Genomic DNA, 21855 nt, shown 5'->3' with positions numbered 1-21855 from the left:
TTGCACCTCAAAAGAGAACCCGTTATGTCCATTGGCAGGAAGGCCTTTATTTTGTTTTTCATGGTTCTCGACCTGTCCATGTGTCTCCCATCGGTACCATTCTAGCCCATTGAAATTAGAATACACTATTGTTAGTGATCTATAATTATAGATAATTGGAACCTGAACCATGGTGATGTTGGGGCCATTTATCTATAATGCCCACGGTATTTTATAAATCTTGTTATTCAAAGACTTCAGCAGTTGTAAACAGAGGTTTATCCATAATTATATCGGTTCCAGAATGGCACAAGGAAACCGTCCCTGCGCATCTTGTTCAGCACCAACGAGGGGCAAACGGTGTAGAAAGTATTGTCTGAACAGGAAGCCGATTCAGGTTCAGCCTTCTGAATAAACGAGGGGTGGGTGCAGAGAAATGTGGAATAGATTAAAAAGACTTCACCATTTGAATGGATATGCTACCTTATTTTTATTCATAAGTGGGATCTTGCTTTTCATTCCTTCATTAAGGGGGCCATTGGCTTCATACCGTGTTATTTTGAAGGATGCTCATATTTGGATCGGTTTTGCAACTGTTGCCTTCCTCCTCTTTTATTTCCGCTATTTTGCTTTCCATTACAAAGTCATAAAAAAACAACAAGAGAAGAAACGGAATCTTGCGATGGTTATTGGATTGATCATCGGCTGGAGTATTAGCGGTACGGTTCTGACTTTGCAAAGGAGTCTTCCTGAAGAACTCGTTCAAGCTTCATTGATCGTACATGATGTACTCACCTGGATTGGTCTGCCGGTCCTCCTTTTTCACTCAGTGACTAGGTCAGGCTGGTTTCGGAAAAAATCAGATGTACTGCAAGAAAAAAAGAAAGAACTATATGCCTTCAGCCGCAGAGGATTTTTCAAATACGGCATTGTCACTTTGCTTGCGATGATTTTGGGCCCATCCATTTTTAAATGGCTGAAACAAGTGACGGATGATGGGGGATCGACACTAAAGGAGGTGGCGCTGAACAGCAAAAATGAGCTCTCGCCCCTGCCGATTCCTGCCACGCAATCCTCCCCTCCCATTGGCGGAGGTTATGAAGGCAAATTCCGCATTTATACAGTAACGGAAACACCGGTTTTTACGAATGAAAATTGGAATTTTACTATTGATGGACTGGTTGATGGACCGGTGTCGTTGTCATGGGAAGATTTCGCCAAATTGAAGAGGACAGTCCAGGTCAGTGATTTTCATTGCGTTACTGGATGGTCCGTGATGCATGTCACGTATGAAGGCATCCTGCTGAAAGATCTCATGAAGAAGGTAAAGCTGAAAGAGAACGCCTCCCATCTGAAATTTTATTCGGGCGACGGTGTCTATACTGACTCATTATCCCTTGAACAGGCAGCCCTGGACGATGTCATGGTTGCTGTGTTCATGGATGGAGAACTGATCCCATCAGACTATGGAGGCCCCGTCCGGCTGATTGTTCCCAAAATGTATGCCTACAAATCCGTGAAATGGCTCGTCAGAATTGAAGCCATTGATCATGTACACGAAGGCTACTGGCAAGTGAGGGGATATGATACCGATGCATGGGTAGGATCAAAAGAGACAACTTGAGCCCATCTTGTAAAGCAAGATAGAGCGTGTACAAAAAGGCAGCAAGGAGAAGCACCTTTTGCTCCTTTTTTCGTAATTTGTTTTTGGAAGCAGTAGGTACGTCCCCCTGCTTCTCAGGAGCAATTATCCCGACACGGGAAGGGTAAGTAGAGTAATGATTTTAAGTGCCTTTTCTCAATAATTTCACTTCTTAAGGAATCACCCTATCAAAATATGCTTATTGACATCTAGTAGACTTTCTGAAATAATTAGAACAATTAAATACTGGTACCTTTAATTCAGTCCCGTGAGGCTGACAAGGACAGCGGATTTAGTGATGGCCATGGGGTGAGGTGTACCCATGCTCTTTGGTTTATCATGGCGAAAAGGCTACTTGTCGGAAAACGGCAAGTAGCCTTTTTTCGTTTCCAAATGTCTAAATCGAAGATCTCTTCGGTACCAGAAACAAAATAGACATTGGAGGAATTGAAATGAAAAAAGTAGATTTAGATTTTCCGTTACAGGCCGTGCCACAAGGCAACCGAAGTGGATTCTGGAAAATGCTTGTTGTGATGCTGGGGCTTACTTTCTTCTCAGCTAGTATGTGGTCTGGTGGAACGTTAGGAACTGGGTTAACATTTATTCAATTCATTGGAATTGTCCTGGCAGGAAACTTGATTCTTGGGGCTTATACAGGAGCCCTTGCTTATATCGCAGCAAAAACTGGGTTATCAACACACCTGCTTGCACGCTACGCTTTTGGGGAAAAAGGCTCCTATCTTTCCTCGTTTTTGCTGGCAGCAACACAGGTAGGCTGGTTTGGAGTTGGGGTAGCGATGTTCGCTCTTCCGGTCCAAAAAGTGACTGGAATGGATACGACTTTGCTCATAGCAGTTGCAGGTATTTTAATGACAGCCACCGCATTCTTCGGAATGAAGGCACTCGCAATTCTTAGTTTCATAGCCGTGCCGCTAATCACTGTATTAGGAAGCTTCTCAGTTTTCAAAGCAACCGAAACAGTTGGCGGTTTGGAAGGATTAATGCAATATCAGCCAACAGAAGCGATTGGACTGGCGGCAGCGTTAACCATTACTGTCGGATCATTCATCAGTGCAGGTACATTGACACCAGACTTTGCCCGTTTTGCCCATACGAAAAAGTCAGCAGTCATCACGACAGTCGTTGCCTTCTTTATCGGAAATTCCCTGATGTTCGTGTTTGGAGCAATCGGTGCGATTGCAACAGGGCAGTCTGATATCTCAGAGGTTATGTTCCTGCAAAAATTGATCATCCCGGCAATCATCGTGCTTGGCTTGAACATCTGGACAACAAATGATAATGCATTATACGCATCAGGTCTTGGGTTTTCTAATATTACTAAAATCGCAAAAAGCAAGGTCGTCATCTTCAACGGAATTGTCGGTACGATTGCAGCAATGTGGCTTTACAATAACTTTGTTGGCTGGCTGACGATTTTAGGAACGGCTCTGCCATCAATCGGAGCGATTATTTTAGCGGATTACTTCATCGTCAATCGTGGAAAATACAAGCGATTTGAAGAAATGGAATTTAAAGCAGTTAACTGGATTGCTTTGCTGGCATGGGCTGTTGGTATCGCGGGGGCGAATTTTGTTCCAGGCATCGCGCCAATCAATGCTCTATTAGGATCAGTCTTAACATTCGTAATCGTTTCAAAGCTTGCGGTTTTAGTGCAGGCAAGAAAGGCTTCTATGACAGAACTGAAGAAGGTGGCTTAAAACGTGATTATTAAAAATGCAAAGCTCAGAGGAAGAGACGGGCTATGGAATATAGCTATAAAAGCAGGGAAGTTCGATGAAGTTACACAGGATGTAATAGAAGAAAAAGGGCAGGAAGTGCTTGATGCTGAAGGTTCACTTGTGCTGCCCCCGTTCATCGAGCCGCATATCCATCTTGACACCACTTTGACAGCAGGTGAGCCGGAATGGAACCAGAGCGGGACATTGTTTGAAGGCATCCAGAGATGGTCCCAGCGCAAAGAAACTTTAACAGAGAATGATGTAAAAACAAGAGCCAAAACAGCCTTGAAATGGCAAATTGCCCAGGGAATCCAGCATGTTCGCACACATGTGGATGTGACGGATCCTAAGTTAACAGCTTTAAAAGCGCTGCTTGAGGTAAAAGAAGAAATGGCCTCCTATGTAGACTTACAGCTTGTAGCCTTTCCTCAGGAAGGAATCAATTCTTTCCCAAGCGGGGCAGAGCTGCTTGAGGAAGCCTTGAAAATGGGGGCTGATGTCGTCGGCGGAATTCCTCATTTTGAGTTCACAAGAGAATATGGCGTTTCTTCATTAAAAACAGCATTTGACCTGGCCGAAAAATATGACCGCCTTGTAGATATCCATTGTGATGAAATCGATGATGAACAATCTCGATTCGTTGAAGTAGTGGCGGCCGAGGCTTATGAACGCGGACTGAACAACCGGGTCACAGCCAGCCATACAACAGCAATGGGCTCTTATAATGATGCCTACACGTATAAACTGTTCAGATTATTGAAGATGTCCAACATCAATTTTGTTGCAAACCCGTTAGTGAACATCCATCTTCAAGGCAGGTTTGATACGTATCCAAAGCGCAGGGGAATCACACGGGTAAAAGAATTGCTTGAAGCAGGACTGAATGTAAGCTTCGGCCATGATGACATCTTTGATCCGTGGTATCCACTTGGAACAGGTAATATGCTTCAGGTTCTGCATATGGGCATCCATGTTTCACAATTGATGGGCTATGAGCAAATCATGAACTCTATCGATTTAATCACAACAAACAGCGCCAAAACCTTGAACATCGAGGAGAGTTATGGAATCGAAACAGGCAAACCTGCCAATTTCATTGTACTAGCCGCTGAAAACGAATACGAAGCAATCCGTAAGCAGGCAGCAGTACGGTACTCGATTCGTGAAGGGAAAGTAATTGCAGAGACTAAACCGAGTGAAGCATCAATTCGAATAGATCAGTTAGAAGAGAGAATTCATTTTAATAAATAGCTGTTTTCGTAAAGATTGTTGTTAAAATCCTAAAGCAGATTTTAACGTGGTAAAAAGCTATTTTGTAGGTCGATATCAGTGTGCAAGCTCTTTTCTCATAATAAGCTTTCATTTTGTGAAGAAACATAGGGCATTCCATCCTGTTTTATAGTCAATAGCAACAAAGTTTGAGAAAAGAGCCTAATAAATAGTGATATCAACCCTAAAAGCAGAGGGATTCAGTTTTTGAATCCACTGCTTCTTTTATTGCAATAATATCCTCTGTGAAACGTGGGGACGGTTCTTCTGTTTCAGTGAACTACATATTTTAACAATTCAAAAAACGCTAGAACCGTCCCTGTGTTTTCGTCCAAATCCTTTATTTTGCAATATTTATAGCATAGAGCTTAAGCTCCACATCGTCTTGAGGAAGGGTCACGTATCCTTCAAAAACCATACCAAGCTTTTCAAGGAGTTTGGAAGAGGAAGCATTGTCTTTGGTTGTAATGGCAACGATCCGATCCAAACCTAGTTTTTGGGCATACTCCAAGGTTCCTTTTGCTGATTCAAAGGCATAACCTTTTGATTGATGTTTGGCAAGAAAGGCATATCCAATATCGACATCCTCCAGTCCATCCCGTTTAATCAAACCGCATAAACCAACCGGCAGTTGGCTCTCTTTTAGTTCAACCACAAAAAGTCCGAACCCCACTCGTTCATACATTTTTCTTGGTCCGGTCAAAATATAATTCTTAGCATCCTCAAGCGACCGAATGCCTTTATCTCCGATATATTTTAGCCATCCTGGTTCATTAAGCAATTTAAAAATAAACTCTTGGTCACTGACGTCTAGCCAACGGACTTTCAACCGTTCTGTTTCGAATACAAGCAAGGCTATACCTCATTTCATAAAAATAATTCAGTGTAGCATCATCTTATCATTATAGAGAGTTTTCGAGTGGATATTTAAACAAGGGGACAATTATAGAGTCTCATCATTAAGCAGTTCGTAATGCCATACTTATCAAACCGTATTTGTGCTTGTGACCATTGGTGAACTAACTATTCGTAAGAGCATGGAAACGTTTCTTAGGTCTTCTTTAAAAAAAGATACCTACTGACGAAAGAGAAGGAATTTAGTAGAATAATAGCAGGAGATTGTAAAAAAATGGAGGGTTACTTTGTGTTGAATTCAGCGAGAACTATGTTAGCAGTCTATAAAAGAAAGACGATTGAGCTATCTGAGTTGGAAATCATGTTGCCACGTATGTCATATGAACAATTTGCCCAAACTGTTCTTTCACTTGAAGAAGAGGGTGTAATTGAAATGATGAAATCAAAAGGAAGAAACACACGGAATCCATCTCTAGCCTATGTTTATCGCATTCACACCACCCCTCTGAAACAGGCTCTCCATGCCGACCTCATAAAACACAGGATTCTGTTGCATCCATCCATTCAACTTGACTCGTATTTTTCTGAAGAGCCTTCTGTTTGGAATCACGACCTTCCATATATACAGAAGATAAGTAGTTATATAGAAGATAAAGGTTTTCCGACTTATGAAGTTCCCGCACCTGAGCGGAGTGTAGAACTTATTGGTGATGAAAAGTGGATCACGGAAAAGCACGGAGTAGAATTACTTAAACGAATCGGGCTCCTGGCCCCAATGAAAATCATCCCGGTAGCAGATCCTCTGATGTTTGCTTTGAATCCAAGTGCTATAAACAGGAACAAACACCTCCACTTGATTGTGGAGAACAAAACGACGTTCCAGGCATTAGAGGATGCACTGCCCAAAACGGTGTTCACAACTTTGATTTACGGAAGCGGTAACAAAATCATTAAGAGCATCGAGCAGTTTGATCGTCAACTTCCGTTATCCAATAAGAATCATGAGTTTTATTACTTTGGCGACATCGATCGGTCAGGAATCTTTATATGGCATAGTTTGAATCAAAAAGTTAATGCCAAGCTTTATGCCCCCTTTTACCAGGCATGCCTAAGCAAAGAAACACTTGCCGGTAAAACCAATCAGCGATATGACCAAGAAGCAATTTTGGAATTCCTGACTTATTTTTCAAAAGATGAGACTCTTCAGCTACTAACCATGTTGGAAAATGGACAATACCTTCCTCAGGAAGTGTTGAAGACGAAAGAATTACAGGAAATTTGGAGGCAATCTCATGGAATTGAATGAAATAACGGAAGTGACGTCAGGATTTAAAGAGCGAATGCGCCGTCTGGCATTGTTTGATCCTCTATATGAACTAGAACGCAAAAAAATGAAAGACCAATTTGATCAGCCAATTGATATGAAAGGACTTGGATTGCTTTCATTGCTCTTTTTCTTTGAGCAAAAAATCATGCGGAACATGAAGACGGGCACAAAAGACTTGGCAAAGTTCCTTCAGAGAATATCGGCACGCCAGTATACGCTGGATATCCAAACTTGTGAAGAAATTGCCACTGCCATCATCATGACATTCAGGCCGGCGACGGGGAAAAAGCGTTCCTATTCCTTCTTTAATTGGGAAGAGTTTAAGGAAGATGAACTAGAATACTCATTGCTTAAGGCGAAGAATTTCGATTCTATAACGAACACGCAATATTACACACTGGATGAAGATGGTCTTGAGCTAGTGTTTGCCACCAAAGAATTCTATAGTGAGTTCCAACTTTCCATCAATCAGCTCATGCTCCGGAAACAGCTAGAAAAAGGCGAATTTAAAGGTGCCCTCCGCCAAATCAATGAAATGAGAATCGACGTCGAGTCTCTAAATGAACGGATGGTAAAATTGCGTCACGAAATACAGCGCAGCATCGTTTCGGAGGAGACCTTCGACCGCTACAAACAGCTGCTCGAAGATATTCATGCTAGACTGGAGCGGGAAAATGAGGAATTTACCGAGCTCCGCCAATTTGTAAAAGAAACAAAAGACCGCTTGTATGAAAAGGATTACCACAAAAAAGAAGCCAAAACCTATAAGTATGTCTTGGAAATCACCAATCATCTGGAAGAGGTCCATTATGAGCATTCGAGATTGCTTGAGCAAAGCATAGAATTAAAGAATCATACGTTAAAGGCGGCTCAGGAATCCCTCTATTATACAGGAATCGATGCATTCAACTTCGATCAGGACATTAACGCAAAAATCATCGGGACACCGCTCCCGCTTGAAGCAATGAAAGGATTGCTGCATCCGTTCATGCATGTTCAACAGGAGCAGTCATGGTCTCCGCTGACACTTTTTGCCGAACAGAATATACGCGAAGAACGCGATGAATCCGTGGAATTCGGGTTTATGGAACTTGACGATGAGAAGGAGAACAATTACCAGCAAATTTTGCGAAAAAATTACGGGCATGTAATGGAATTGGTGTTGGAGGCATTGGATGAAGGTAAAAATCAACTTTCTGAAATCCTCACATACATACGAGAAAAAGATAACCCATTATTGCATCAACGTTTTTTGTATGATTTCTGGCTCATTCTCCATCAACGCTCACCACTGTCAAGTGGACCTATTGAACGAGAAGAAGATGATGCTAGTCATATTATGGATGATGTACTGGCATTGCTGGGGAGTAGGACATTACTGGTTTGGGAACAGGGGGAAACTCTTCATGTAACGGAGCGATTTTCGATTCAGGAAATGGAGATTGTTTTAGAGGAGGATTTTGAAAATGAATTATAGCGAAAGCAAAGTTATGCAAGCTTTTGAACTGTATATGATTCTGGCAAGAGATGGTCAGGCGGGAAGAGATTCCCTTTCATTATACATAGCAGATGATTCGGTTCGGGCGCTGGTGGATGGATTTGCCCACAAAGTCGATTGTGTCATCGTGCCTGCTGGTGAAAAAATGTATATGATTCCTAAGACAAAGCTTTCTCCATTTCATGTGAATAATGACTATATCAAAAGGACTTACCTGAAATCAGGAGCGACCAATGCCGATCTATATTTGCTTTATTTTGCATCGATTGTGCTGTTCGGAGCCTTTTATGATAGCTATCAGACGCTTGAGCAGACTCGGGACTTTCTTCAGCTCGATGAATGGGTGAAGCTAGTTCATGAGCGAATTGATTTGCTGAAGGAACTGGATGATGAGATGTTGAAGGAACGTGAGAGAGAGTTTTCTTATAATTGGGGCCAAATTGTTGATAAGTGGGATGACATGAATGATATCAAAGAAAGTGCCAAGAAGCAGAGCGGAAACACGATTAGTCGGATGAGCTTTATGGATACGGTGAAACGTTTTCTTGTTGCTCAAGAACTAATCGCTGAAATTGGTAATAACGAAATCGTTCTGACTGAAAAAGCCAAAACAATCGTCCAGCGCTTTTTCATGGAAGTGGAGTACAACAAAGGCATCCTTGAGTTTATCTATCAATGGGAGGAGGAAGCGGAATATGCCGACCATAAGTAAGATTCGCTTTACGAATGTCGTCTATGAGGATGGCATGAAACGGTACAATGATGAACTATTTAGATTTGACGGATTCAATGGTGCGATCCTACTAGAAAATGGAGGCGGGAAGACGGTCTTTATCCAAACCGCTCTGCAAGCGATTATGCCTCATGCTTCGTTAGCTGAACGAAAGATAAAGCAGACGTTGCAGCTTGATAATTACCCTGCGCACATCGCAATTGAATGGATTCTCAATGATTCGCCTCGTCAATATTTGCTTACATGTGTCAGTTTGTTTTTAACCAAGGATGGATTGGATTCGTACCGCTATGTATACGAATATAAGGCTGGGGACAAGAGTGGGATTGAAGATCTACCTTTTGTCCGGAAAGATACCAATCGCCCTTCCGACAGGGGGGAGATTTCCGATTACTATTCCAACATGGCGCATCAGAATATGAATGCCCACACTTTTTCAACGATTAAAGCATTCCAGAAGCATATTGAAGATCAGTACCACATCATCTCAGACGAATGGGAAGCGATTGTAAAAATCAACAGTACAGAAGGCGGAGTCGAAGCTTTCTTTGATGAATGCAAGCAGACAAACCAGCTTTTTGACCGTCTGTTGATTCCGACAGTGGAAGGCGCCATTGCAGGACACCACCCGAATACATTCGCAGACACATTTGAAAAGCATCGAGTCAGCTTCAAGCTGTATAAAGAATTAAAGGAACAAATTGAAGAAAACAAAACCATCGAGGAACAGCTCAACCGATATGCCTCGACGTATGAGAGACTTTTTGAACAGCAACAAGAGTATCAGCGAGTCAAGGGACGGGCCAAAGCTGTTCTAGAGGAAATATCTCGGCAAGAGCAGTATGCTTTGCAAGAGCTTGAAGGTCTAGTTGAAAAAATGACACAATGGGAGCAGGAAGAGAACGAGAACAAGAAAAAGGTTTTCTCTCTTGACCTATATAAAGAAAGGCTTCTCTTGCAGACCATTGAAGCCGAGTGGAAAGAATCTGAGAAGCATCTCCATATAGTTGAAGAAAATCTACTAGCTTCGAAAAATCAATACAATTCCCTCAAGCTTGCACAGTTGAAAAAAGAATGGAAGGAAGCGAGTGAGAAACTGGCCTTTCATTTGGAGAAGTTGGCGGAATTGGACGAGGATGAAGACATTCAGGATATTCAAGATCGGCTGGAGGAGAATAGCCGTGAACTGAAGGGGTACTTTAGCCAGGAAATCGAGGCAAGTCTGAAACGGACTCAGGACATAAAAATTGAAAGGCGACCGATTGAGGAAGCGTTGAAACAAATGGAGAGGGATAGGCAGAAACAAGAAGATGAGCTCGAACAGGTAAAAGGACTGCTAAATCAAAAGATTGGAACCATCGACACCTTAGAAGCCCAGTTGAAGCGGATCAGGCAGCGAATTCTATCTAATCCGAATCAGGAAACGGTGCAAGAGTGCGTGCCAAAATGGGAGCAGCGTCTTGGATTTTTGGATGGACAGATCGTTCGATTGAAAACCGATAACAAGAGGATTGCCACATTCCTTATAGAGTCTGAAGCTCAGCAGCAGAGATTAAATGCGGAGAAAAGCCAGAAATGGGAAGTGTATTCAAAATCGATGCTAGAGGTGAATCTAGCGAACCAAGCTCACGATAAAGTAAAAGTAGTGCTGGCTGGACTTCGCCCCCAATGGTCACAGGTAGATTCGCTGTATTTGAAACAGGATTCGATTGTGCGTCACGTTCAGGGTCAGCTGGAGGGTTTGGAACGGGAAAGAGATGCATGCCTGTTCAATGAGCGGATTGCCTACAGACGCATCGATGACTACGGAGAACAAGATCTATTTTTCGCTGATCCTTTTCTTGAAAAACAAATCGGTAAGTGGACGAACCAATTTAGCTTTTTGCAAACTGGCGTCCAATTTATACAATCGCTGGAGGAGTCTGTCACAGAAAGTGCAGCTACCTATCCTCTTTGGCCGGTTACTTTGGTGACCACTTCCACTGACATGACGTATGTGCTCTCAAAAGTACAGTCCGTTCAGCAACAGCTGCAATTTCCCGTTTATGTGATGACAATCGAGCAGGCAACTGCCATTGTGCAGGGTGAGAAAACGAAATCGAATGTTGTGGAACCGGCTCATTGGTGTGAAAACCATTCGGCTGATGTTTTTCAAGAATGGAAACAAACGATGAGGCAATATGCTGAGAAAGCCAAGAAGGATCGACTTGAAATCGAAGGACAATTGGAGAGGTGGAAAAAAGCGGATGCCCAGCTTATCGAATTTTTTCAAAACTATCCTTATGAGGAAGTGCAACAGCAAAAGAGTTATTTACATGAGTTATTTCAAGCTCTTAGCCAGTTGGATATCCAGATAAAGGAAAACCGGACAACTACTTCGGAAAATAGGGAACTGATGAAGTCCCAGGAAGACCGGGTGAAGGTATACTCAGATGAGCACAATGGTCTGGAAGGAAAATTGAAGGATGCACATGAATACCTTCAGATGGAGAAAGAACGGAATGAACTGCTTAGCCATTGGGAGAAACTGGTTGAACAATCGGTGAAATCCGAGCAGCAGATCAAACGCTACAAAGAGCAGGAGAAGCGATTAAAAGAAGAACTGGATTTGAAAGAAAAAGACATCTGGGATGAAACAAGCCATGCGAAAAGCCTGCAAGGTGACCCTTTATATGATGAAGTGAAAAACGCTCAACCGATTTATGCCAATAAATCGAAGGTTGTTTTACAAGAGGCAAGGAATGAACTGAATTTTGCTTTGAGGAAGCTTTCAGGTACGAGGAATGAAATAGAATTGAAAATTTCCCATACTCGAGAGGAACTTAAGCGGATTGAAAAAGGAATGGAAGATACAAGGCTCGAGCATGCTGACCTGGATGAGGAGCTGGTATTTCCACCGAACGGGGATGAACGAATTGCATCGTTACGACTGCGGATTAAGGACCTTGAAGAAACTGTTAAACAGGAAACGAAGAAGTATAACTCGCAGAATACGGTAAAAATCAAACAGGAAAAAGCAGCTGAGTTCGCTCAGGAAAAATTCGCAAAAGCCTTTCCTCAGACAGAGCCAATCTTCTTTACACAAAGCGTGGCGGACATCCAGGAAGAGTTAAAAGAAGAGACAAGAATACTAGAGGAGCGAAAAGCCTTTTTACAAAAAGAACAAACGCGCTTGGAAGGAGAAATCCACTCCCTTCAACAGGCTTTTCATCAACTTGACCGCTTTGAAGAAGCCCATCATTTCAAAGGCCCATCCGTTCAAGCCGCCATTTTGGAAGAAGACGAACTTCAAGTCTTTATCTATCGAAGAATGGATTTTGTAAAAGAAGTTACGGATCAATTGACCAGGATGAGTAATCTTGTTGGGGCTGAAAAAGGAAAAGTCGAACAGGCAAAAGAAACGTTTAAGCATTTTTGCAAAAACAAAATCACGAACGTCAAATTGCGCGAAATGGCACGTCAGGGAATTGACAGCAAGAAGACGTATGGGGAAGTGCTTGAATTCCAAGGGCACATGCAAAAGCGAATCCAGACCGCGATTAAATACAATGAAGCGACGATCATCGACCATGACAAACAGCTTGAACAATTTGTCACCCATATCAATAGCCACTTGTTTACGATTGCGGGCGAACTAGCCTTGATTCCAAAGAAGACGAAAGTAAAAGTCGACGATAAATGGAAGGAAATCTTCCAGTTCTCCATTCCGACGTGGACGGAGGAAGAAGGAAAAAACAGAATCCGCAAGCATATTGAATGGATATTGGGACAATTGGATTCAGACCGGTTTTTAAGTAGTGATGGAACCGAAGATTACGGCAAGGTGCGCAAAGAGATTGAAACGTGGATTCACTCCAAACAGCTTCTCCGCATCGCCATGAACAATGAGAGCATGAAAGTGACATGCCGTAAAGTCACAAACGATAATCAGGTAACCACCCGATCGTACTCATGGGAGCAGTCTAATGCCTGGTCTGGAGGAGAAAAGTGGAGCAAGAACATGACCCTGTTCCTCGGTATCTTAAACTACGTTGCTGAAAAACGGAAGCACTCAGTTGCTAAAACCAAGCGCCATCGAGTAGTCATCATGGATAATCCATTCGGAAAAGCATCCAGCGATCATGTCTTGAATCCAGTGTTCTTCATCGCAGAACAACTTGGATTCCAGATCATCGCACTTACCGCGCACGCCGACGGAAAATTCCTGCGAGACTACTTCCCAGTCATCTACAGTTGCCGCCTGCGAAAAGCAGCAGACTCAAACAAACAAATCATGACCAAAGTCAAACAACTACACCAAGCCTATTTTCAGGATCATCAACCACAGGCACTGGAGAGATTGGGAGAGATTGAGCAGCTGGAGTTGTTTTCGTGAGTTTAAATAAAAAAGCACGGAGATCAACGTTTTAGTGATTAGTTGTGTTTTCAGCTGAGGGAGCAAGGGACGGACCTTTTGCTCCTAAAATGCTTTTGGTCACAACAGGTTTGCTTTGCGCTTCTTTTTTGGTAGGTGGTAATGGGACATGCCCAATCTTCGTTCAACACTGCGGGGCGAGAGCTGTCCAATTGTCTCCAATTTTGTATAAAAAAGATTACTTTTAGGTGGTTTATTAAGAGGATAAATGAAGAATAATGTCGAATGTTTTTTGTAAGAATTCTATATATTTGTGGTGATCTTCATGAGTAAGTCAAAGAAGAAGTGGTTAAGTCGGTTTATTGGATTAGGATTGACTGTAATAATTTTGTTAGCTGTGGGAGAGGTGATTGTAAAGATAATCGAGTTTTTTTTCCCGCAGAAAGAGATAATGCCGATTGATGTTATTAAATGGATTGGAATAGTAGTCGCAGTTATTGTAATAACTAATGGGTTGGCTAAATACCTTAGAACAAATCCCAGTGCAGTATCTATCGGTTTTACTAATATTCCAAATTTCATGTATGATGAAGCTTTTGAGAAAGAACAACACTATTTAGATAATAGTCTCCTAAAGGAAAACGATGAACTAAATAAGAAGATAGATGATTTAGAGGAAATAAACATTGATTTAATTGAAGAAGTGGAATTAAAGGCAATTGATCTGGATGAAGTTACATACATAAGTGATATATTTATTCGTCATCACAAAAATGCAAGCCGGCTTGTTAGGTCATTAATTCAATTGCTCGATGAAGGAAAACCAGCTTGGAAATATGAATTTTGTAATAACATTCTAGATGAGTGCGTAACCATCTTATTGGAGGATCGTGCAGATAAATCATCCACAATTTATTTTATTGAGGAAGAAGAACTTAAGATGTTTGCTTACAACAGGATTGAATTTAGTTCATCACGGGAAAGGGTGTTTAAGAAAGGAGAAGGATTTGCAGGACATATTTGGGATGTTAATCAAACCGTATTAATAAATAATGTTAACGAAGAAAATGAACATTTCCAAGGAATGTTTGCACCAAAACATGAGTACGGGTCTATATTAGGTGTCCCAATTAGGATTGGTAAAAAGGTTGTTGGAGTATTATGTATTCAGAGTGAAAAACCTGAAGATTTTGCTGAAGATGATGAAAGAACAGTGGTTTTTTATGCAGATATGTGTGGATTAGCTCACTTTTATGATAAAATGTTAATAACCGGGAAGGAGTGATTAGTATGTCAACATTAAAAAGTAGAACAAATGGATTGAGAATAGTCCAAAGAAGAAATCAAAGGTTGGCTTCCTCCCATAATAGAACAAATCAGCTATTGAGAAGAGCTGCTAGTTTAGGATTAGTTGAAACATATGAAGATGACCAAGGCAGACTAAGAACAAAAAAAGAAAAGATGTTGACCAAGCAATAATATATTTTGGTGATGCTTTGTCAATTTGCAAAGAATTCTTTACATTTATATTGAATATTACGTAGAACCTAATTCCAGTGGAATTAGGTTCTTTCCTTATATTAAGAAGCAGGTGATGTGGGAGGGTTCTGCTCAGGGGCTGAAGAACCTCCCCTCTTGTTTTACCTTGACGATACAACCAAGAACCGAATCGTCTGATCTGTATGGTTATACCAATAATGTGTCTCGCTGGCTGAAAAGAACCAGGATTCGCCGTGTTGCAGTTCAATCGTCTTTGAACCTATTTGCAGTGTCAAAGTTCCTTCTATTACATAGACAAATTCATGTCCGCTATGTGCAAAAGGCTGCCCGTCAATTTGGTTTGGTGGGAGCGTGACGAGTATAGGGTGAAAGTCTGGGTTTTGGACCTGCTGTGTCAGGTCTTGATAATGAAATGTAGGTTCACTCATAGGCTCATTGTTACTTGGGAAGAAAATACTTGGATTGACGCCAAGAACTTCAGAGATTTTCCGGAGTGACTCCAATGTGACACTGGACTTTCCTCGTTCCACTTGCGATAGAAAACTGATGGAGACGCCGGCCCCTTCGGCAAGTTCTTTCAAGGTCATTTTTTTCTCTTTCCGGATTTCTTTAAGGCGTATACCGATCATAAAACTTCACCTTCCTACTAACTATTTTTCCCTTATATATGGATTGTGTCAATTCGAACAAAGTTGACAGAATATTAACCATTATCTAATATTTAATTGAAGTGACACTTCAATTTTAAAAGAGGGGGAAGGGAAAATGCAATTGGATAAGAAAACGACCTGGCGTGTATTGATCGCCAGCCTTGTTGGCAGTTCCATTGAATGGTTTGACTATTTTCTATATGGAACAATGGCCGCACTTGTATTTAACCAATTATTCTTTGTCAACGAGGACCCAACGGTAGGCTTGCTTTTAGCGTATGCATCGTTTGCACTTTCATTTTTTATCCGGCCATTTGGAGGAATTATTTTTAGTCATATCGGGGATCGGATCGGCCGAAAAAAAACACTCGTTTTAACACTAAGCTTAATGGGTGCTGCAACTTTTGCTATGGGGATTCTGCCTACATATCAAGCAATTGGAGTAGCGGCACCAATCATTTTAATTACACTTCGCCTGATCCAGGGACTTGGAATCGGCGGGGAATGGGGAGGAGCTCTTTTGCTTGCAACTGAGTATGCCCCGCCAGAACGCAGAGGATTCTTCGGTTCTATTCCGCAAATGGGTGTGACGATAGGAATGGTGATGGGTACACTAGCTCTTTGGATCATGAGCTTATTGCCAGAGCAGCAATTCATGACATGGGGCTGGCGCGTGCCATTCATCTTTAGTGCATTGCTTGTGGTCTTCGGTTTATGGATCCGTAAAGGAATCGATGAGACACCAGAATTCAAGAAAGTGAAGGAAAAAGGCGAGATTCCAAAGCTGCCAATCGTTGATACACTTCGCTATTACTGGAAAGAAGTGCTGATCACAATCGGTGCGAAAGTGGTGGAGACAGCTCCATTCTATATTTTCAGTACGTTCATTGTTTCGTATGCGACAAGCACTCTAGGATTTAGCCGCTCTGCGGTGTTAGGTTCCGTCATGGTGTCAACCGTTATTACGACGATCCTTATCCCAATCATGGGAAGTCTGTCAGACCGCGTGGGCCGTAAGAAGATGTACATCGCTGGTACATTAGCGATGATGGCTTTCGCTTTCCCATACTTCTGGATGATTCATCAGGGCAGTGTACTCATGTTGGTATTGGCGACGATTATAGGGCTGGGGATCATTTGGGCTCCGATTACGGCAGTACTTGGAACGATGTTCTCCGAAATCTTTGACGCCAAGGTTCGCTATACTGGTGTCTCACTAGGTTATCAAATCGGGGCCGCAGTCGCTGGCGGTACAGCGCCACTCGTTGCCACTGCGCTGCTCGCATCATTTGGTAATTCCTACGTCCCAGTTGCACTCTACATCATGTTCACTGCAGTGGTGTCACTGATTGCTATCTTTGCAGTGAAAAGCCGCGTTGAACCAACTGTGATCACTGGTAAAATGAGCTCGGCCAAATAATTTGGCCGAGTTTTTACATAAAAGGAGAGATTCTAGATGCTTATACTAAACGAACAATTAATTCTATCCATTTATAAAATCGAGGATGCGATTCGCGATGTCGAAGCCATGTTGGTGGCCATTCATGAAGGACGTGTTGAAAATCCTCATCGGACGGTACTGAATGTCCCGGAACGCAACGGATCGGTTCTCTATATGCCAAGCTCGGATGGAACATCAATGGCAGCGACCAAAATTGTCTCGATCTTTCCAGATAACAGCTCAGCTAATCTTCCAACCACACAAGGAGCTATTTTACTAACAGAACTCGAAACAGGAGGACATATTAGCTTACTATCCGCTTCTTATCTGACACGATTGAGAACTGGCGCATTAAGTGCCATTTCAGCCCGCCATCTCGCCAGGCCTGACAGTCAAGTGCTTACCGTCATTGGCACAGGCGGAATGGCATTTGAGCAAGTACTAGGACTAGTGAACGTGCTGCCAATCCAAGACATCTATCTAATCAACCGTTCCATCGAGAAGACATACACATTCAGCGAAAAGCTCAAAGAGGCGGGGATTACCGCTAAAATACATACCGGTGTCGACCGGAACGAAGCCGTCGCCCAGTCCGATGTCATTTGTTGTGCGACACGGTCCACGGAAGAAGTATTTGACGCCCATTATGTAAAAGCAGGGACACATATTATCGGCGTAGGAAGCTACTTACCTGAAATGCGTGAGATTCCGTTAGGTGCGATTGAACGAGCGGCATTGATTTATGCAGATGATTATGATGGGATGAGAGCTGAAGCTGGGGAGTTTATTGATGCCGTGGAACGTGGGAAATGGACGTTTGATCGGCTTTCTGGGACATTGGCTGAACTTCATGTGAATCCGGTTGAACGTGGAGTTGAGGATATTACTATTTTTAAATCAGTTGGAGCGGCTCATTTTGATTTGGCTGTGGCGAAAGGTGTCTTCGAAAAGGCGAAAGAAATGAATGTAGGTGAGGAGATTTTTTTGTAGGATGGATAAGGCTAAACCCAGGTATAGGCGAAGGTATTAAAAAAGGATAGATTGAGCAATTTTTTGCGGCTCATCTATCCTTTTTCTAGTAAAAATAAGCCGCGATTTTTTCTTGAACTATAACTTTCTCCATTCTACTCAAACTCATACATTATTAAGAGGAAGTTATCCTACTAAGGTCCCCTTGCAATTTTTCCTAAATCTTGTTATTCTTAAGTAGAATTATTTTTGTTCGGTGTAAAGTTCGACTCTTCGTTCTAATGATCACTTTGGGCAAGGATAGTAATACAATGTGCTTTAGCACTAGGAGGCAACAACAATGGAACAAGGTACAGTTAAATGGTTTAACGCAGAAAAAGGTTTCGGATTCATCGAGCGCGAAGGTGGAGAAGATGTATTCGTTCATTTCTCTGCAATCCAATCTGAAGGCTTCAAATCATTAGACGAAGGTCAAAAAGTTACTTTCGACGTTGAGCAAGGTGCACGTGGACCTCAAGCTGCTAACGTTCAAAAAGCTTAATTTTGATATAGCATACCGAAACAGACTCCAAAAGGGTCTGTTTTTTTTATTTTTAAAAAAAATGCAATAAAAAACCCTGCTCAACGAACGAGCAGGGGCATGGTACCGGTAAAGTAAAAAAATTTAATGCAAAAGGTTATTTACATTATAACACAACAATCTCATAGTGAACCTCACCACCCAAATCAGAGATTATAGATGGTGCTTCCCTTATCTTAAATACAGTACAAACCGAGCTTAAGCCACCTTCGGTGCCTCTAGTGCCTGGGTAAGACTAATTAATGAAGACAAGGTTTGATATGCTCTTTTTGCCAACACAGGGACCTTTGCCTGCAAGGACAACCACGACTTTTCAGACATGGATTTTTGGTAAGCTCGAATGAAATATCGAGCAGCTATATTGTAACTGGCCGAAAGATCAGCGTGATACACCTTGCCCGTTGTAAATGTGGCAAGGTCTTTTTTGTAGTTACGCTCTACTTCGCCTGAACCATCATAAGCTAAGGCGCTTGTGTTACGAGCATTGATTCTTGAAATTCGCATTCCGGCATAGTGGGCCATTTCTGTTACTTTGTTTTGGATGGCCGTTTTACGCCAATAGCGCAATTTGAAACGAAGTTTCTTTGCGCCCCAAAAATCCTTTGGTACCTTCATTTTATCGAGGTATTCAAAGACAACAACATCACAGTTATGTTCTTTTGCGAATTTCACAATCTCATGTGAGGTAATATGAACAATGTGTTTCTGTAGACCATTAATTTGTCGCCAATAGTTAGGCGCAGACACCCAGCCGGATACTCGCTGAACTTTCCGTAGTTTGTTCGTCATGCGATACAATCGGTCTTTTTCTTTTGGCTGATTGATAAATTTACGTGCCAAGACAGTTCCTTTCGCATCCATGACAGAACAAACTGCAGAGTTGGTGATCCCTAGGTCTATAGCGCACACTTTCTGATCTTTTATTTTTGTCTCACTAAGTTTAACTTTGTGAGTGTAAGTGAAATTAAGGAAATATTTCTTTCCGACTTTAACAAGCTTAGGATTATGTTCTTTCCATTCCCAAACATCACGTTTGTATAGGTTTTGTTCTTTGAACTCGATATCCATCCACACCCAATCATTGTTATGGAAGACTTTGATTTGGGCAGACGTTGCCGATGTACGCTCGAACATATTGCTTTTATAGAAAACAGGAAACTCCTTGTGTTCGAGTTGCAACCTCGGAGGATTCTTATTGAACTTCTTACCTTCGGCAAGAGCGATCTCCTTCTCATTTAACCAGTTTTGATAATTGGAGCGATAGCTTTTCACTTTACCGAAAGCAGCATTAATGGCTCCTCTTCTGAAATAAGAAGGGAACTTGTAAAAGTGTTGATTAAACTCCTTGTACTTTGGAGAAGGGTTTGTTTTCGTGATATGTATTAGCTTTTCAACTGAAGGCACAACAAACTTCGTGGATAGGTGGCTGAGATGGTCATATTCTTGTTCAATAACGTCAATCACAAAAGATAAAGCCTCGTTATACACAGCAACCGTAGCTTCAAAGATGCTAGAATGATTTGTAACCTTACACCTTAAAGTTTTAGCAATCTTCATGAATAACCCTCCCTTACCAAACGTATGTTCTGTAATATAGTATAGCATACACGGTATTAGTCGTAAAACAGAAAGGTATGATTAAACAATGCAATTTAAAAGGAATAGACATACGGTTTATAACCTTCAATATCATTTAGTTGTAGTGACTAAATATCGGAAAAAGTGCATTAACAAAGACATATTAATCCGCCTTATAGAGATTGCACATAATTTGTTCGAAAAATGGGTTTGCGAGGTAATTGAAATAAGCGGAGAGTCGGATCATATTCATATCTTGTTCGAGGCTCATCCGCAGATAGAGCTCTCTAAAGCAATAAATAACTTTAAAACTGTCAGCTCCCGTTATATTCGAAAAGAGTTCGAAGAACATTTAAAACCATACTATTGGAAACCCTATTTCTGGAATCGCAGCTACTCTATTATCAGCACTGGAGGGGCTACAGTTGAAATAATAAAGCAGTATATAGAAGAACAAGCCAACCGGAAGCGTAAAAAGAGGGGCTATCTCAACCTAAATCGTAGATTCTAGATGGAGTTTGCGCCCCTAATTTTTTTTGATCAAATGATTAGCAGAAATTTAGCAAGTGCATGATAATGACTACATAGAAGGCACTCAAATGGAGGAATGGATGATGAAATTTCCAAACGACGCGGATGGAGAAGCATTGCGCAGTTTGTTTAATGAAGGTGTCAGTTTTAAAAAGCCGCAGCCAGTCGAGTTTTTTATAGCTGTGCCGGATAAGGCAACTGGCGAGAAGCTTCTGCCTGTATTGAAGGAAGAAGGCTTTCATGGTTTACTCGAGCAGGATGATGAGACAGATGAGTGGGCTTGCAGCTGCTCGAAAAGGATGCTCCTTAACCATAGCGAATTAAAAAAAGTGCAGGAAAAGCTGGATAAAATAAGCAAGCCATACGGCGGCCATTCTGATGGCTGGGGCGTATTTATAGATTAAAATGCAGGTGATGACATGCTTCATACTTTTTTAGGTGAAACAATCGGGTATGATGTGATTTATAAAAATCGGAAAACAATCGGCATTTATATGGATTTTTACGGCCATGTCGAAGTTCACGCTCCTAAGGGGACCTCAGATGCAAGTGTGCTTCAAATCCTGGAAGGCCAATGGGACTTGATCCTGCAAAGGGCGAAGGAAATGAAAGAGCGTGCCTCAGCCGGCAGGGAAAAAGAGTACGGACCAGGCGGACAATTTCTATACTTGGGCAGGCTCTATCACATTCTGATTTCCCAGGATGAAGATATCGAAAAAGACAATGCCGTATTCGAGGCAGACAAGCTCCATGTATACGTGAAAGAGCAAAATGAAGAGAGCATCAAACAGGCTTTGAAGCGGTTTTACTATCAGCAGTGCAAGGCATTAGTCGAAAAACGGGTGAAATTTTATCAGAGCGAATTCAAAATGAAGCCGCGCTCGATTCGAATCACGGACAGTAAGACGAAGTGGGGAACGTGTGATTCCATGAGGAATTTGACATTCAATTGGAAGCTGTCCATGGCACCAATGGAAGCGATTGATTATGTTGTCGTCCATGAAATGTGCCATATGGTCCATATGAATCACGATCGTTCATTTTGGCGGCTTGTCGGAAAAATCATGCCCGAATATGAACGGTGTGAGCGCTGGCTAGCTTTGTCGGGGTGGAGGATGGAGGTTTAGTGCAGCGGGGGTGACAGATCCTCTCAGCGGAGCAAAAAACTTCAAAAATATTATACTTATACTAAAAAGGGATAGATGGGCAT

General features: G+C 41.9%; 18 protein-coding genes. 15 read left to right on the top strand and 3 right to left on the bottom strand.

Annotated features, from left to right (window positions below; all coding sequences use genetic code 11):
• The first annotated feature begins 415 nt into the window (after positions 1-415).
• The 3 genes from AC3EBE_RS04730 to AC3EBE_RS04720 all read left to right on the top strand — a co-directional run bounded on the left by AC3EBE_RS04730 (position 416) and on the right by AC3EBE_RS04720 (position 4611).
• Positions 416-1603 carry a molybdopterin-dependent oxidoreductase gene (locus tag AC3EBE_RS04730; protein ID WP_488593852.1) on the top strand — a complete coding sequence of 396 codons (1188 nt, stop codon included), beginning with the start codon at positions 416-418 and terminating at the stop codon, positions 1601-1603.
• Between the two features lie 470 nt (positions 1604-2073).
• Positions 2074-3339, top strand: a complete 1266-nt coding sequence (gene codB, locus AC3EBE_RS04725) for a cytosine permease (RefSeq protein WP_488593851.1) — start codon at positions 2074-2076, stop codon at positions 3337-3339.
• 3 nt (positions 3340-3342) lie between these two features.
• The gene (locus tag AC3EBE_RS04720) at positions 3343-4611 is read left to right on the top strand and encodes a cytosine deaminase (RefSeq protein WP_488593850.1); all 1269 of its coding nucleotides are present in this window, start codon (positions 3343-3345) and stop codon (positions 4609-4611) included.
• 358 nt (positions 4612-4969) lie between these two features.
• Here the strand turns inward: AC3EBE_RS04720 and AC3EBE_RS04715 are convergent, their stop codons facing one another.
• Positions 4970-5482: a GNAT family N-acetyltransferase gene (locus AC3EBE_RS04715; RefSeq protein ID WP_488593849.1), complete on the bottom strand. Its 513-nt coding sequence runs from the start codon at positions 5480-5482 to the stop codon at positions 4970-4972.
• A 291-nt stretch (positions 5483-5773) separates the two neighbouring features.
• Between AC3EBE_RS04715 and AC3EBE_RS04710 the strand changes: the two genes are divergently transcribed.
• The 6 genes from AC3EBE_RS04710 to AC3EBE_RS04685 all read left to right on the top strand — a co-directional run bounded on the left by AC3EBE_RS04710 (position 5774) and on the right by AC3EBE_RS04685 (position 14875).
• Positions 5774-6790: a Wadjet anti-phage system protein JetD domain-containing protein gene (locus AC3EBE_RS04710; protein WP_488593848.1), complete on the top strand. Its 1017-nt coding sequence runs from the start codon at positions 5774-5776 to the stop codon at positions 6788-6790.
• Positions 6777-8288, top strand: a complete 1512-nt coding sequence (locus AC3EBE_RS04705) for a replicative DNA helicase (RefSeq protein WP_488593847.1) — start codon at positions 6777-6779, stop codon at positions 8286-8288. The genes AC3EBE_RS04710 and AC3EBE_RS04705 overlap by 14 nt, the downstream gene beginning before the upstream one ends.
• A complete protein-coding gene (locus AC3EBE_RS04700) occupies positions 8278-9021 on the top strand; it encodes a DUF6063 family protein (protein WP_488593846.1) in 744 nt (247 codons plus the stop codon). The genes AC3EBE_RS04705 and AC3EBE_RS04700 overlap by 11 nt, the downstream gene beginning before the upstream one ends.
• Positions 9005-13417 (top strand): coiled-coil domain-containing protein, encoded by a 4413-nt coding sequence (locus tag AC3EBE_RS04695; RefSeq protein ID WP_488593845.1) that lies wholly within the window; start codon positions 9005-9007, stop codon positions 13415-13417. Before AC3EBE_RS04700 ends, AC3EBE_RS04695 begins: the two co-directional genes overlap by 17 nt.
• A 304-nt stretch (positions 13418-13721) precedes the next feature.
• Positions 13722-14681, top strand: a complete 960-nt coding sequence (locus AC3EBE_RS04690) for a GAF domain-containing protein (protein ID WP_488593844.1) — start codon at positions 13722-13724, stop codon at positions 14679-14681.
• Between the two features lie 5 nt (positions 14682-14686).
• Positions 14687-14875, top strand: a complete 189-nt coding sequence (locus AC3EBE_RS04685) for a hypothetical protein (RefSeq protein ID WP_488593843.1) — start codon at positions 14687-14689, stop codon at positions 14873-14875.
• 161 nt (positions 14876-15036) lie between these two features.
• Here the strand turns inward: AC3EBE_RS04685 and AC3EBE_RS04680 are convergent, their stop codons facing one another.
• Complete coding sequence (locus AC3EBE_RS04680) at positions 15037-15525, bottom strand: helix-turn-helix domain-containing protein (protein WP_488593842.1); 489 nt, start codon at positions 15523-15525, stop codon at positions 15037-15039.
• 142 nt (positions 15526-15667) lie between these two features.
• Between AC3EBE_RS04680 and AC3EBE_RS04675 the strand changes: the two genes are divergently transcribed.
• From AC3EBE_RS04675 to AC3EBE_RS04665, 3 genes are all read left to right on the top strand, one after another.
• On the top strand, positions 15668-16966 hold the full coding sequence (locus AC3EBE_RS04675) for an MFS transporter (protein WP_488593918.1): 1299 nt from the start codon (positions 15668-15670) through the stop codon (positions 16964-16966).
• A 36-nt stretch (positions 16967-17002) separates the two neighbouring features.
• On the top strand, positions 17003-17977 hold the full coding sequence (locus AC3EBE_RS04670; RefSeq protein WP_488593841.1) for an ornithine cyclodeaminase family protein: 975 nt from the start codon (positions 17003-17005) through the stop codon (positions 17975-17977).
• Between the two features lie 319 nt (positions 17978-18296).
• The gene (locus AC3EBE_RS04665; RefSeq protein WP_026694123.1) at positions 18297-18497 is read left to right on the top strand and encodes a cold-shock protein; all 201 of its coding nucleotides are present in this window, start codon (positions 18297-18299) and stop codon (positions 18495-18497) included.
• Between the two features lie 237 nt (positions 18498-18734).
• Here AC3EBE_RS04665 and AC3EBE_RS04660 read toward each other — a convergent pair whose 3' ends face one another.
• A complete protein-coding gene (locus AC3EBE_RS04660; RefSeq protein WP_488593840.1) occupies positions 18735-20093 on the bottom strand; it encodes an RNA-guided endonuclease TnpB family protein in 1359 nt (452 codons plus the stop codon).
• 88 nt (positions 20094-20181) lie between these two features.
• On the opposite strand from AC3EBE_RS04660, the gene tnpA reads away from it, so the two are divergent.
• From tnpA to AC3EBE_RS04645, 3 genes are all read left to right on the top strand, one after another.
• The gene (tnpA, locus tag AC3EBE_RS04655) at positions 20182-20625 is read left to right on the top strand and encodes an IS200/IS605 family transposase (RefSeq protein WP_488593839.1); all 444 of its coding nucleotides are present in this window, start codon (positions 20182-20184) and stop codon (positions 20623-20625) included.
• A gap of 100 nt (positions 20626-20725) precedes the next feature.
• Positions 20726-21049 carry a ribonuclease E inhibitor RraB gene (locus tag AC3EBE_RS04650; protein WP_488593838.1) on the top strand — a complete coding sequence of 108 codons (324 nt, stop codon included), beginning with the start codon at positions 20726-20728 and terminating at the stop codon, positions 21047-21049.
• 15 nt (positions 21050-21064) lie between these two features.
• Positions 21065-21772, top strand: a complete 708-nt coding sequence (locus AC3EBE_RS04645) for a M48 family metallopeptidase (protein ID WP_488593837.1) — start codon at positions 21065-21067, stop codon at positions 21770-21772.
• Positions 21773-21855 lie beyond the last annotated feature (83 nt).

It is taken from the genome of Mesobacillus sp. (genome assembly GCF_057785455.1).
Note: the sequence above shows the minus strand (reverse complement) of the source record. Positions and strands in the feature narration are given on the sequence as shown.